This is a genomic window from Sphingomonas sp. MMS12-HWE2-04, assembly GCF_044881185.1.
Taxonomy (GTDB): domain Bacteria; phylum Pseudomonadota; class Alphaproteobacteria; order Sphingomonadales; family Sphingomonadaceae; genus Sphingomonas.
The window spans coordinates 1,638,161-1,652,732 of record NZ_CP173254.1 but is presented as its reverse complement, the minus strand read 5'-3'; the positions used below and the strand labels follow the sequence as shown (position 1 = coordinate 1,652,732).

6 protein-coding genes are annotated in these 14,572 nt (G+C 62.3%); 2 read left to right on the top strand and 4 right to left on the bottom strand.

Going from position 1 to position 14,572, the window contains the following annotated elements; translation table 11 throughout:
- Positions 1-1,304 precede the first annotated feature (1,304 nt).
- The 4 genes from AB2M62_RS07390 to AB2M62_RS07375 form a co-directional block, all read right to left on the bottom strand.
- A complete protein-coding gene (locus AB2M62_RS07390) occupies positions 1,305-2,939 on the bottom strand; it encodes a hypothetical protein (protein WP_404338960.1) in 1,635 nt (544 codons plus the stop codon).
- On the bottom strand, positions 2,930-5,872 hold the full coding sequence (locus AB2M62_RS07385; RefSeq protein WP_404338958.1) for an AAA family ATPase: 2,943 nt from the start codon (positions 5,870-5,872) through the stop codon (positions 2,930-2,932). The genes AB2M62_RS07390 and AB2M62_RS07385 overlap by 10 nt, the downstream gene beginning before the upstream one ends.
- A 136-nt stretch (positions 5,873-6,008) precedes the next feature.
- Positions 6,009-6,245, bottom strand: coding sequence for a hypothetical protein (locus AB2M62_RS07380; protein WP_404338956.1), 237 nt, complete (start codon positions 6,243-6,245; stop codon positions 6,009-6,011).
- Between the two features lie 710 nt (positions 6,246-6,955).
- Positions 6,956-10,345 carry a TM0106 family RecB-like putative nuclease gene (locus tag AB2M62_RS07375; protein ID WP_404338954.1) on the bottom strand — a complete coding sequence of 1,130 codons (3,390 nt, stop codon included), beginning with the start codon at positions 10,343-10,345 and terminating at the stop codon, positions 6,956-6,958.
- 256 nt (positions 10,346-10,601) lie between these two features.
- Between AB2M62_RS07375 and AB2M62_RS07370 the strand changes: the two genes are divergently transcribed.
- Both AB2M62_RS07370 and AB2M62_RS07365 read left to right on the top strand, forming a co-directional pair.
- A complete protein-coding gene (locus tag AB2M62_RS07370) occupies positions 10,602-12,947 on the top strand; it encodes a hypothetical protein (protein ID WP_404338952.1) in 2,346 nt (781 codons plus the stop codon).
- On the top strand, positions 12,947-14,440 hold the full coding sequence (locus AB2M62_RS07365) for a septum formation inhibitor-activating ATPase (RefSeq protein ID WP_404338950.1): 1,494 nt from the start codon (positions 12,947-12,949) through the stop codon (positions 14,438-14,440). Before AB2M62_RS07370 ends, AB2M62_RS07365 begins: the two co-directional genes overlap by 1 nt.
- Positions 14,441-14,572 lie beyond the last annotated feature (132 nt).

The following is a 14,572-nucleotide window of genomic DNA, read 5'->3' as shown; positions in this document are numbered from 1 at the left end:
AAAAAGTTGCCCATAGTATGGTGGCCACTCGATCCACTGCGAGCGTTGTTGCTGCGGCGAAGCGAGTTGATGTCCAGGATTTGGTGATCAGTTGCCGTTCTGATGTGGATTGCCGGAATCGCAACGGCGACATCTAGCGGAAGTGAGCTCTGACAGACCCTCGACAAAGAGAGCGGCGCTTCCTCCTGTGTGTTTTAGCGGCGCCCACTAACGCGATGTGTCGCCCGCCAAGTGGCCGTTCGAGTTCTGCCCCGTCCCGGTCGGAGCCCCTTCGACGCATCATTGCGCGAGTTAGCACCGCTGCAGCGGGTCGCATCTAAAGTCGGCCAGCGAGGCCCAATCAGGATCATCTTCTGCATATCGACACCTTTGGACTAATCGCGGCCCGAACTACGCTCGCCCCCTTTTGAATTCGCGCGCAACACGGGCGGCGGTTGGGTCGGGCTGGTTTGTGACGAGGACACGTTGCTGTCGCCGCGGCTCTCACGCGCAATCGCGTCAGCCCGCAGAGGCGCCACCCAACGCCACTCGCTTCACACCAGTGATACGGCTCAAACAGCCCCATCTGAGGTTCCGCACCGGTCTTTGATTGCTGCCTCTGCACAGCAAGTTGGGGGCTAGGCATCGGACATCAGATCTTAGGTTGGATCAAAACGCCATTTGGATAAGGCCACCGCCCTCATCGCCAACTTGGCTCCGAGCGAGCCGCAGTCGGCGAACGTGAGATGCCTTGGGCCGCAATGGCACAGGAGACAAGATAGCCACGCCGAACCTATCCATTTGTATCGATTGTGGTTTTCTGGAATGGAGCTCTCCAAATACCATCGAACAAGCCAGTTTAGACGTAGGCTGCAGTGGCATTTGGCGGGACTCTTCCTCCTTTTCGACAGAAGGTTCTACCGTTGCGCTAGACCGATCAATCGCAAGACAAACCTTTCGATCGGCAGCCCACGTTCTCCCGGATTAGCGTTTATCGCGCCTACAGCCGAGCCTCCCATCCGTTCGCCACTCTATTTTCATCATCGCGGCGGCGCTCGGGAGGAGGGCAGCCGACGCCCCCGATGTCAGACGTTTGGCTGGAGTCTGCGGCTTTCTGAATGCGGTTGCTTGTTCGTAAGACGCGGAAACGGCTACGATTGGGACGTAGTCGCCGTTCCGATTTGAGAGAGGCGATGGCGATGTTCGCTAGAAGCGGCAATATGGGCGCCATTATGCGGGCGCCACGCGCGGAGAGGCTGGAGACCTGCAGTCCGGCGCTCTGGTCACCGCATTGAAGATTGCCTACTCGAATAATGACCGCGTGATCATTGCTGTCGATCACATCTGGCTAGTCCGCTGCGATCATCGAATTCAGGAGCGAGACATGCCAGCATTTGCTCCAGCCGACGGCTTCCTTCCCCATCTTCGCCGGGACGAGGGCATAAAAGGGTGCAATCACTCGCGCCAGGCAACCGCTCGAAATTGCGCCATGCGTCCGCCGGCGGAGGGTAAAGAACAAAGCCGCCGAGTGGATGGCAGCCGATCACCTCGCCTTGCGCCGACCATCCGATGGTTCGCCGATATAGCTCGACGACATGCGGCTTGGTATCGGACTTGTCCTTGTTGCCGTGATGGTGGGGACTGGCTAGGCAGGCATCGCCCACCACCAGAACCTTGCGCGTCGGCGTCGTGATCCGCAGGAGATAGTCGGGAGAGCAGTGCATCTCCAATCCGAGAAACGGACGCTCCTCGTCAAGCTCCTGATTCTCTGCCGCCCATTCCATCGTGGAGATCGTTCGCGCATGAACCGGCGGCAACCGGTCATAGTCGACCAAAGCTGGCTGGGCTTCGAAATCAAGTTCGACCATTACCTCGTCTCTCGTCAGGCGCCAGCTGCAGCGATTGACGTTCTCGACCCGCTCGACCGAAGACAGCCCCGAAAAGCCCATCCGCCGCAACTGCCGGGCGATCCAGACCGCTCCCCATAATTCCCACAGATGGTTGAGGAACATCGGAGGATAATGCGATGCTGCGGATTGCGTGTCCGAAAGCGTTTGGGCCGCGGGTGGCGCGAAGACGCGCAGGAGCAACCGCAGCCTGTGGTCACGCTGAAAGAGAGGGCTCGAATAGATCGGTGTAGCAAGCTCGGCATCTGCGATCAGATGGGCCAGGTTGCTCTTCAGGCCGTCAAGCCGCTCTAGGATGCCACCCAGCCGGCTGATCTCTTCGACGATTTTGGTCTGCCGGTTCCCCGGATTGCCGCGGCGACTGCGCGCTTTGTGAGAATCGACCGCACGCGCGACCGTCTCCGCCTGATCACGAACCTGGCCGTACCGGCGCGCGGCCCAATGCGACACGAGCGCATTCTCCGCAAGCAGAGCCCCACGCCGTGATGGCGCGGCCAACTCCTCGAAGGGCGCACGCCGGATCGATTTGGCAGCAAGAAGCTCCTCCTCGACATGCTTGATCATCTCGGTCGGCACGTTTGATCGCGCACCGCCGATCGACCGGCTCCAGGATCTGTCTCGCCGGCAGGCGAGCATGTCCCATGAGGCCTGGATCTCGAGTTCCTCCTCGATCTCCTCGACCATCGCGGCGACGTCGCGAAATTTAAGCAGCAAGGTCGGGACAACGTAGCAGCGCAGCATGCAGCCCTTGGGCACGCTCAGAGCGAGGCTGATCTCGCCGAGCCGCCGCTGCCGCGCGAGCTCCTTTTCAAAATCCCATCTCTGCCACTGCGTCCCTTCCTCCAATGCGCCAGGGATTGGGAGGATCTTCACGTCGATCTGCCTAGCCTCGGACTTGACAGCCGTCGCCAACTGTCCTCGGGTCAGGAATTCGAGATAGGGCCGGTCATCGCGGACAAGGTAGAAGATCTCAGGATCCCAAGGATATTCAGTGGCAACGCCGTCCGCGTCCACGACGCGCACGGCCTCGATAACGGCATGCTCTACTGCCATGGCGAAATGAAGCCTAGCCGGGCCTGCTGCTGGGCCAGATTGATGCGGCGACGCGTCCTCGGCAGTTCCTCGATACCCTCGACCACCTTACCGACCGCTTTGAGCGCAGGCTCGATTTGGTCAAAGGCCCCCGCGAGTTTTACCAGGATCCGGCTCGCCACAAGACGGTCGACCAGTTCGCTGCGTGGCAGAAGATGACGAGCCTCCAGATCGAGACCATGATGGAGGCTCAGCAGCGCCTTGACGTCGGACAGCACGCGGCGAGAGGGCAGAAGATCATGGCGCAGATCATGATGGTGAACCGCAGAATGAAGAGCTTGCAAAACCTCGTTGATGCGCTCGTCGGTACTCGCGCCGTTCAGCGATACCTCCGGCAGCCCCGGCAGGGGTACCAGCCCGTCCAGGTCGGCGGGCGAGCCGTCCGCGTCCCAAGCGATCTGCGGAAGCTCGAGCAGGAACGCGCGGTCGACCACCTTGGGCGAAGGGACGCGTGAAGACTCATCGATGTTGAGAGTGCCGATGATCCGGCAGGAAGCGATCTTTTGGTCCTGCGAAATCGTGCCCGACCCGCTATCCAGTGCATGGAAGAGTCTCGAAAGATAGTATTCCGGCCGGGTCAGGTTGAACTCGTCCAGCAGCACGAGGTGGGCGCGGTCGTCCTCCGTTAGGAGCGCGCGCAGCATTCCGGCCTCGCCAAACAGGACCTCATCGTCAGTCCAATGCGCCTGGACAGCGATATCGTGGAAATTCTCGCCCCTAATCATCCCCAGGATCTGCGCAAGAAAACGCACGAGCGTCGACTTCCCACACCCGGGGGGGCCCGCTAGCAGCACGATCGGACGGACTGTCAGTCCGAGCAGTGCAACCACGATGTCGTCGAAAACCATCTGAGGCGCGCGGGCCTTGAACTCATCCCTCAGAACGGTCAGCGCCTGCACGAATTGGGTATCCGGGACGCGGGCTCCCCATCCCTTGCGCGCATCCGTCTCCGCCCTGATCTGCGGAAGAAACGGGATGGGGAAATCCAGAGGCGGCTCGGCCGCTATTGTTCCTGCTTCCCCGCTCGGGCCAGGACCGTCCGGCAACTCCAGCCCGCTTGCAGCGACAAGGATTTCCTCCCCCTGCTGCTGGGCGATCGGGATTTCGGGACGGACCTCGATAACGGGTCCGGGCTCCGGATCGGAGACCATTATAATTTCGGGCGGTTCCTCGCCGCGCACGATCCGCTCCAGCTCGTCCGTAGTGATCCAGCCCCGATCAGCCGTGACGGCGACGATCTTCGACATGCCAAGGTCTAGGATAATATCCTCGGCACCATCCACCGCCAGTGCATCGGGCAAGAGCACGCCCTCGTACGGATCGAGCGCCGGTTCATCGCGCGCGACGAGTTTCCTGGCCTCAATCCAAAGATGGCTCGTGCGGTCGACCTGGCTGGATAAGACGGTGGCGCGCTCGCGCTTCGGATCCCAGTCCAGTTCCATCCTGCCCGGCGCCTGATTGACGAGGATCGACTTGAACGGACGGCCTCGCCGCGCATCGACGCCGGCGCCGGGTCCCGGCAGGACCCGGGTCTTCGGCTCGGCGCCTTCAGGCAGCAGGGGCAAGCCTTCGATTGGCCGCGTCCCGCCGTCGTCGACAAAAGGATCGCTCGGATCCAAGAGCGTGACATATTGCTCGCGCTGCTGCGCGTCTTTGATCCCTAAGAGCAGGGGATATGGGAGCGTCGCCTCCAGCTCCGCCGTGAAAATCTCGCTCCCTACTTCCCCCGGCTCGCGGATCCTCGACGGCCTGTAATTGTGGAGTATGTGCGCAAGGCCGCCGGCGGCGGCCACGATCGGAAAAGCCTCGCCGACGCGCAGCACCTTGGGGCGATGTCCGTCGGGAAACAAAGAGGCGAGCATCCTCTCCTCGAATCCCGGAAGCAGGCTTGTCCCGCCAGCCAGCAGGATCGTGTCGATCAGACGATGGGCGTCCCGCGGCCCCCTGACATTCAGCGCATGACGTCGCTCCTCGCTTCTGCGCTTCGCATCATCCGACGATGTCTGGTTATCGTAGAGCCGCTCGCACAGCCCCTCGAAGAGCGGCCGAAGCTCTGTCCAGAGTTCTTGCGTCACCGAGCCCAGCATGGCCCGATCGACAATGCCGAGGCTCACTCCAGCTGGAGAGACCACGGGCACGCCGTCCGCGTGGCCAAGGCTAACCTCGATCTTCGCCCGTTCGATCGCGCGCAGCAGTGCCGCATCGGGAGCCTCCGCGCCAAGGAGCTTCGCGAGGCGCAGGTCCACCCAGTGGCCGGCATTGCCCGCGCTGTCGCCGCGCAGCGCGCGAAGCCGCAGATCGCGTTGTGCGCCCGTCGCATCCACATCGACGATGGTACGGTCTCGACGGCTGAGGATCAGCGTCATGTTGGCGGTCGAGGCTCCGGTGTCGACCACCAGGATTACATTGTTCCTGCCCGGCTCCAGCTCGAGGCTACGCTCGATAAGGCGGAAATATTCCGCGACCATCTCGGGCTCCGGCAGGATCGTGACTTCCGGGATGGCCGCTTCGACCGCCTCCTTGTAGCGTGTCCTCTGCTCCTCATCCGAAATGGACGGCATCAGCGCATATTTGCGCCGGCTGCGATATGCAGAAGGGATCCGTTCAAAGATCTGCCTGAGATACTCCCGGAAAATCGTATCGCGGTCCAGATCTCGAAACGGCGGGCGAGAAAGGGACCGGTCGAAGATGATCTGGCGGACCGGCTTGCTGTGCAGCATCCAGGCTTTCATATCGTCAATCTCGTAGACCCAAGCGGCGCCTTCCGGCTTTTCCAGATGCAGGACCCACTGCAGTCGATTGTCTATTTTAGGGTCCGCTTCGATATAGCAGCGGGAAGAGCGGAAAGGTCTATTGTCATCTTGCAGCAGAAAACGAAAAGCACTTCCTTCCATGTCGCTAAATCTTTCGCTCTAGACTAATACAGACCGGCGCTACATCCCACAAATGCTTACTAGCATCCACAGCCGGAAGCTGACGAAAATGGCAACTGTCCCAGTGTGAAGTCGTGTACGGCCTCGGATTCCACCGTCAATGGATTTCGAAGCCCAAAGTCGATCCGATCGGACGCCCGCCCGAGGCCCTGCCGGACGCCGAACCCTTCAAGGCGATGAGGTCAGACAACGGGATACGCGTCAGCCCGCGAGCCTGTTCGAACCGGCGTCGGGTAGAGCCCTGCGCCTGTTCACTCTTCAGCAACACTCCTAGCGCGTCGGCGCCACCGTCGGCAAATTCGGTACCGTCAGCATGCCAATCGGCGGCCTGCAAGTTGGCGCTCCACTTGCACAAGCCCCCGCTTTTTTACCGACACCAAGCCCCACCGATACCAATCGACTAAGACGTGGTGCCGAAATCGAGCAATATCACGGCGGGATGACTCTAGAGGGCTATGAGGTTGGCTCTCCCAAGGAATGCATCCTCTCCGAGCGCGACGCTAGCCGGCCGCAAGGAGATGGCACTCACACCATTTCTGAATGGCTCTGGCGGCAGCTATTTGGATGGCAATCTATTGGACTTGTATCTGCAACGAGGGCGCATAACGAAAGGCGGCTTTACTATGCTCGATCGGCGGCTCCTGTCAGATCCGGACGTTCCCGCCACCACAAAGGAACGGCGATACCTGGTCGTTTCCTGCCAGCCTCCTTCTATGAGGCACCCCTTCTCCGGCGCCTCCTCGAAAAGTGTGCAAACTTACGCTCCCCTGCTTCATCCGCTCTAAAGCGAACCGAACATCCCCCTCCCTCTGGGTTGCTTTGAGTTGCCTTGGTTCGCCATGGGACCGGAGACACGATCTCGACGACTGGCCTAAGTTGTTGATTTAACACCGCACTCCATGAAACTGGCGGTCTGGCTACCAAGCCTACGGCCCATTTCGCCGCAGGCTGCAGTGGCACTTTGGGAAACATTTCCGGAAATTCGACGGGTGGTTGTTGATGTGCGGCCAGCCGAAAGATTGCGACGGGGAGGCGTTCCCCTCTTTACTCTGTCATTTCAAGGAACCGGCAGAAAGCGTTAGTGAGTTGCATCTGGCGAGGGCTCCGGCACTCTGCCTCGAAGACCGCCGGACTGCACACCAGATACGACAAGCACCGCGCGCGCGAGGTCGCTACGTTCAGCCGGTTCAAGCTGTACAGGAACTCCATGCCTCGTGGAGCGTCGGCATGGCTCGACGTCGCCAAGGAATAGATCGCGATCGGCGCTTCCTGCCCCTGGAACTTGTCAACAGTGCCGATCCGCGCGCCCGGGAGACGTTGCTGGATCTCATAGACCTGCGCGTTGTACGGCGTGATGATCAGGATCTCGTTCATCCCGATTGGGCGCACATTCCCATCCTTGTCGATCCATGCCGCACCGGCATCGACGATCCCCCGAACGAGTTCGGCGACCACGTCGGCCTCTTCGGGCGAGCAATTATGGTTCCCGACGTGGCTGACAGGAATGTAGCGCAGCCCGCTCCCGGCGGCAGGTCCGCCGTCCACCGTCTGGGCTTCGAGCCCGTCGCGCGACCGGAGCTTGCTTTCATAGAACAGCTCCGAAGTGAACGCGCAAATGGCGGGGTGAAGCCGCCACGTCTCCTCGAGGAAGAGGCCCTGGTCGGGGCCGATCGTCTGAGCGCCGGCGAGGATGTGGTCCAAGGCGGACGTGTCGGTGCCCTCTGGATGGCTACCCTGCATCGGCTGGTCGAGCTGCCGCGGATCGCCGAGAAGAACCACTGCACGGGCCGCTTGCGACACCGCCAATACGTTGGCGAGAGACATCTGCGCCGCCTCGTCGACGAACAGTACGTCGACGAACTCAAACGCTTCCGGGGAGGACCAGAGCCACGCCGTCCCGCCGCCGACGCTGCAGCCGGCTCCGAGCATTGCAATGAGATCACCGTTCTTGGCTGCGATCCGGAGCCGGTGCCCATCGGGCTCCTTCTCGCCGGGCTTCTGGGCGCATGTGAGATCGAGATCCTGTTCGTCCGCTCGCTCGATGACAGCGTCGATAAGATTGCGAACGACAGCATGGCTGTTCGCGACGATGCCTACGCGCTTCTGCCGGCGCACCAGCTCAGCAATCATGCGCGAACCCGTGTATGTCTTTCCCGCTCCGGGAGGCCCCTGCACAGGCAGCACGCCCTCCACGAGAGTGCCCGCGATCCGGAGCGCTGCGTCAAGGGCATCCTCACCCTCCATCCGAAGCGGACCTCCCTCTGCCCAGCGCGCGGGCACGCGCAGCAGCAGATCACGGGCGGCTTGGTATGGCCCTTCCCCCTCAATCCCGTTCGCTACGACATGCTCGGCGAGCCTCACGAGGGACTCCATCATCGGCTCGGATCCGACGTGTTCGTGGATGAAGACCGCTGGCGGATGGACATCTGCGCAAGCCTGCGCCTTCTTGATGTCTACGGTTCGTCCCTCGATACTGATCGCCTCGACCGACCCAAGACTTTCGCCGCCGACCTTCTTCAGCTTCTTGCCGGGTCGGAGATCCGTTTCCTGCGGAGGAAATGCATACCGATGGATCGGGCATTTCGCAGTCCCGCCGACCGTAGCCTGCAGAGACAAGCCGCTGAGCCCTGCCTTCTCCTCGACCAATTCCTCAGCGTCCAAATCTCGAAGACGGAAGAACTCCCACCAGTTCGCCTTGTCCTCGCGGCGATGGAAATCGAGCATGTTCGCGAGCAGCCAACGTCCCTGCTGCTCTGCGGTGCGCTCTGCTGAATCCGCGGGAACATCAGCGGTCAGCGCTTCGACCAGAGGCGTGATGCGAGCGAGCCACGCCGCCACCTTCTCGCTCGGAGACCCGTCGCCAGGGACCGGCCGGTCGATCTGCGCCCCGCCCGCTATCGCTTCCGCACGGAGCTGCTCGAGCCAGAGGTGAAGATGCCGCGTAGAAAGACAATCGTCCCGATTGTAGCTCTCGACCGTTTCCCGTTCTTCAGCGCTGATATCGCCAAGGTCGTCGAGCTCGAGCGCGGTTTGAAGACGGGTGAGCGCCAGGTTGGCATCCGGGAGATCCGTCCGGCGCTCGAAGCCGTAGAGCGGCTCCAGCCGCTTGATCGAATAGCTCTCGACACCGGCCCGGATGGCGTGGCGCACGACACTCAGCAGGTCCACCATCAGAAGACCGCGCAGGATGCGATCGAGTTCGTCCTCCCTTGTCGCGTAGCGGCCCATCAGCCGCTTCAGCGCACCCACCTCGTAGGCGCCGTAATGGTAGATATGGAGATCGGGGCGCGCGGCCCGGCGCTCCATCACGAAGTCGATGAAGGCTTCGAAGGCCCGCTTTTCGTCCTCCCGCGTCAGCCCCCATAGCCCGATGTAATGGAGCTCCCCGTCGTCACCCAGGTGATAGTAGCCGAGCAGGTATTCCTGCCCATGTTCACCAACGAAGCTGTCGCCCTCAAAGTCGAGGTAGATATCGGCGCCCGAAGGTTCCGGCAGACGCGCAAGGCCGAACCCGACCTCGATCGGGAGAGTCTCGAAACGAAGCTCTCCCGCCTCTCGACTTTCCACCTGAAGTCGGGCTTGCTCCCGCGCTCGCGCGAAGCCTTGCCGTGACCCGCGCCCGGGCTGCCACGGCATTGGCAGGGGCATTTCGGCCAAGGCGGCGACCGTGCGTATTTCGTGCTGGTTCAACTCGGCGATCTGGAGCGACGTGATGCCTGCGACCAGCGACAGGTGATCGTCCGCCCTTCGGCGCGCGTCGCACTCCGCCCTCCACGAGCAGATGTCGCAATGCGCGTTCGGATGCGGGTAAGTGGATGGTGCAGGAACCGTGGCGATCGTGGTGGCCAGTCCGTCCTTCACGCGACGATAGTAGGCCGCGAATTCGGCCACTCGATAGGACTGTGGCACGAAGTCGGTCCACGGCGCGACGACATGCATGTGCTCGGGCGTCCTGCCCTGCATCTGCGAGAGCAGCTCCGAATAGAGACAGAGCTGCAGGATGGTGTTCGCCTTCGTATCGCGCGACAGCTTCGTGTCGTAGACCTCGTACGACCAGTCCCCGAGGCCGCTCGGCACCTCGACACGGCGCAGCACGTCTGCGCGGCCGATCCAATCACCGTCACGAAGCGCGGCCTGCACGACCACGTCCGCTCCGTCCCTCATCGCGGCGAGCGTGCTCTCGACGGCGGCATCGTCGACGTCGACGCCGTCGGTCGCGGCTACGCGCAAGCCCTGGTCCGAAAGCACCTGAACGAACTCGCGCTCGTGCCGGATGCCACGTTCCCAGAGCGCTTCCAGAGACGGATCCCATGGCTTCGGCCGCCTCGCGTCCCCTCTCGCCACCTGAAGTTCGAGTTGCGTCAGATGCGAACAGTTCACGTGACCGGTAAGATCGCGCGAGCTCAAACGGATAGTTTCGCCGAACAGCTTCATATGTGATCCCCCGCAACCGTTTTGCCGCACCGATAAGGTGTTGGCTAGACAGGCGTTGATCTTGCAGCCCGAAATTATGATCAAGGTGACTACGCTCGAACTGAACGGGTATCGCCAGTCGCGCGATTCCTCGGGCCGACGGGAAGCGTGATCTTTGGTCACGCCAACAGGGTGCCCCCATAAAGATGCAGGTCGCTAACTAATCTACTTTTCGTAAAGCAAACGGTCGATTAGGCTCGGCTCAGGGGGAATGCAGTTGGATCCGCTCGATGTCGTCTCCGCGGCGCCTTGGCGCAGCGTTGCCTTCACGACCTATGCTCTTAGCTTGTCTTTCTTCGAGGCAGTCGTGCTCGACCGCCTCGTTCGTGGCGGGGGACAATCGGCCCTCATACTCGCTGACCCGGAAGGGGTTCGCGCCGGCTTAAGCGAGGCAGGCGCGCGGCGAGCCGGACGTGATTATGAGATCGAGCCGGTCGCCTGCCTGGGCGGCGTGTTCCATCCCAAGCTCAGCGTTTTCGCCAGCCTTGATGACGCCCATTTGCTAGTCGGATCGGGCAATCTGACCTTCGGCGGTTGGGGCGGCAATCTCGAATTAACCGAGCATCTCCACCCGAGCTTTGCCGCCGATGCGTTTGACGACGCCGCCGACTTTTTCGAGCTTCTGACGCTCTCGGACCGCATCCGCACGGAAGCCGGGTCCGCCTGTCTCGAGCTCGCCGAAACTCTACGCGCCGCGACCCGCGGGGCGTCACGCGTTGGAAATATCCGACTTCTCCACAATGTTGGCGGCTCGATCGCGGCGGACCTCGTTAGCTTTGTCGACGATTTGGGGGGCGCTCGCCGCATCACGGTCGTATCACCCTATCACGATCTCGATGGGCGCGGGCTTGATGGCATCGCCGCCGAGTTACAATGCGACGACATCGTCCTGCACGCGCATCCCGAAGGGACGGTGCGCGGGACTGGGGCGAATTGTTGGCCATTTGATGCGGTGCGCGCCCGCAGCGCCGTTACCATCGACGCCCCTTTCGCCGCCGACAAAAGGCCACTCCACGCCAAGTCGATCGAGATTCTTTGTAGGCGTGGCCGCCTCGTGCTGTCGGGCAGTGCCAACGCGACTCATGCAGGCCTTTTCGGAGCAAATGTCGAAGCCTCCGTCCTGCGTCTGCAGCGCGGCGTTCTGTTGGGGTGGACGGTATCCCCCGCCGACGCACCCGAGCGACCGGAGGTTGAACTCGAGGAAGAGGAGGCGGACGACCAACCCATGATCGGCATCATCCGCGCGGCGCTCAAGGCTGGGCGGGTGGAAGCGCGCGTCTTGTCGCCAAATCCTCGGGGGCGTGTGAAAGTCTTTGTCCGCACCGTCCGCCGGACCCGTGACCTTGGCTGGGCTGACATCCATCCGGATGGTCACTTTAGCGTTGACGCCCCTACGCTCGAGCAGGACGCGTGGGAGAGCGGCCGCCTTGTCATCCGCGTCGAGCAGAATCTCAAGATGGCCGAGGGGTTCATCTCGATCGCGGCCGCGTCGGAACTCATACGACGGGTCGGGCCGATGGCGACGCGGATCTTTGCAATCCTGGCCGGCAGCGACACGCCGGCTGACGTCGCCGCCATGTTGGCTTGGTTCCGCGAGGATCCCGATCGATTGCCACGGGCGGCATCGCCTTCTGGCGGCGGTAACGCCGAGCAGCCTGAAGCGCCTGCGACCTTCGTTCACACGCACTCCCTTCAGGCCGGTGGAGCAGGGTCAGGAGCCCGGCCGACCGACGGAGGCGGAGCTGCCGCCTGGCGTCATGCGATGGCGTTGCTCCGGTCCGCTTTTTCGGTTCCGCGGGGGCCGTGGCAGACCGGCGCCGAAGCCGACGATGACGACGATGAGGACCAGAGCACGCGCGAGCGGCGCGCTCGCCAGCAGGATAGGGATAATGCGAAATCCCTCGAGCATTTCGAAGCGTTGCTGCCGCGCATGCTTGATCCAAAATGCCCTGCTTTCGATCCGCTGCTCGCGCTCGCGATGACGCATTTCGTAACGGATCGCATCCGGCCGCCGGCAGCAAAGGTCCGGCTGTGGCTGGCTACTATCTTGCCGGCGGTGACCTCCTTTGGAACGCCGGAGGCCGAACAGGCCGTGGCAGCACTCGTGCTCGCCTATGGCACCGACGGGCGACCCGACGGTGCGGCGCGCGCACGGCGGGCCTTGCTCGCCGGGCATGCCGATTTTTCTGCCCTCGCGACGCTGTCGCTGAGGTCCGTACCGGCCTTTGCTGACCTACTCGGTGGCACGTTCGAGCCAGCGCCCTTCGTTGAGGCGATCGGTAGAACCCAGACTATTGGTGAAGAGATCCGCGCCTATCTCGCCGCCGTGTCGTCAGGGCAGTTGTCGGTCCAGCTCCCGAGCCTGAGCAAATCGCCGCACTGGCCTCGTCTGTTGAGGGCTGTGACCGATCCGGCGATGTTCGCCCAATTCTATCTGTTCGACGTCCCGCCGACGAGTTGCCCGCGCTGCCACATGCAGTTTCCGCGCGCGACGGCTGAAGACCTCAGCCGCCTCGGGATCGGCACCTGCTGCGGCCACATCCTGTTGAGCAGAGCGTTGTGATGCCGGCCAGGCTCGAAGAGCTCCTGGACAATGCCCGGGCGGCCTCGGGACCGCAGATCGTCGCTAAGATCGGGATCGGCCAAGGCGGTGTCGATCCGCTGGGTCTGCGTCAGATCAATTTTGGACTGATGGACCGCGTCTTTCCCGACCTCAACAATGTCGCGCGTCATGTCCGCCCCTATATCGTGATGGCTTGGGCGTGGCGTCAGGTTCGCCGTATCCTTGAGGGCGGGAAGAAGGCCGGCGCGCTCGACGAGGAGATGCGCGATTTCGTCGACCGGATCGAAGCGATCTATGCATGGTCGCAGTTTCTCATCGATCCGCGCGCGGATCTGCCCGGCGCCGTGGCGATGCGGAAATTGTTCGAGGTCAGCCGCTATACGTTCGGCGGTCAGGAATGGGAAAGGCGGCGCGACACGCGCCGCTATTCAACAGGTCTAATCTCACCGCTGAACTATGGCCCAAGCCTGCAGACAATGGGTTGGCTTGAACGCGCCGAAGAGGGGGCCGGTGTTTTCATCACCCCACCGGACCTTGATCCGGTCCTCGACGCTTTCGAGGCGCGACTGGCGGGAGAACTCGATCATCCCGCTTTCAGCCGTCTCGGGTCAGTGACGGTCAAAAGCGCTGATGTGGCGCGCTGGGGAAGGCTCTGGTCGATCAAGAAACCGTCGGCGCTCGAAAGAAAGGCATTGTTCGAGCGGCTTGGCGGCGCGCTGGCGCCCGTTACGAGGCGGAGGGGCATCGCTCTCATCCAGGCAGGTTATAACGACCTCCATGAGGAAGATTGGGATATCGACGGTGTCCGCGCGCGGATGGCGGATCGACCGGATGCATGGGGAAATCCGGCCTCCTGCCCTGCCGCCGCGACGGAGTGGCGCGCAGTCCAGGTCCGCCAAGTTTTCCGTCTGACGCTTGAGGCGCTGCTCTACTGGTTCGTCGAGCAGCTCGGCGACGGCCCGATGCACACGGGCTCGGTCGCGGGCGCTTTCCTGAATGAACTCGGACGCAAGAAGCTGCCTACGACAGCCGATGCGTGGATTCTGACGGCTGTGCCGTCCAATCCAGTTCACCTTCTTAACATCCTGCAGGCTGCGCTCAAATCCCGGCAGGGTCTGGCGACCGCGATCGTTGCCGGGTTACGCCACAGCCTCGCAGAAGCGCCCGACGAAGCACATGAGTTCGAAACCTTCGACCGATTGCCCTCGGCCCGAGCGCGCGCTGAGGCGAGCGCCTGGCGCACGCTCAGTCCGCACGAAATAATGGTCCGCATTCTCGAGACCTGGGTCATGGCGCAGCATACCTATTGGTGCGTTACGCGCGGGCTGAACGACGCGCGCGGACGTGGCAAGACGATCCTGCGCCTGCGGATCGTGATGGACGAAGGCGGCTGGACCCAGACTCCGGGAACGACGCTCGGAAGTCCGCCCGAGGCGACACCTGACCGGCTTGAAACCGCCTTTTCGCTACTCGAGGAGTGCCGGCAATTATGAGCCATACCTTAGGTCAACACTAAACGTCGGCTCCTACGAAGCCCTGACGCTCTACATAGATTGTGGCGAGGCGAAAAATCCGAGTTCCGACCGCTCAGGCAACTGTTCAAACCTGGATGAACGAACGACAGC

What these genes read in the sequence shown, in the direction of transcription:
- AB2M62_RS07385 (WP_404338958.1), bottom strand. Translation starts at nt 5,872, where the DNA reads ATGGAAGGAAGTGCTTTTCGTTTTCTGCTGCAAGATGACAATAGACCT.
- AB2M62_RS07375 (WP_404338954.1), bottom strand. Translation starts at nt 10,345, where the DNA reads ATGAAGCTGTTCGGCGAAACTATCCGTTTGAGCTCGCGCGATCTTACC.
- AB2M62_RS07390 (WP_404338960.1), bottom strand. Translation starts at nt 2,939, where the DNA reads ATGGCAGTAGAGCATGCCGTTATCGAGGCCGTGCGCGTCGTGGACGCG.
- AB2M62_RS07365 (WP_404338950.1), top strand. Translation starts at nt 12,947, where the DNA reads ATGCCGGCCAGGCTCGAAGAGCTCCTGGACAATGCCCGGGCGGCCTCG.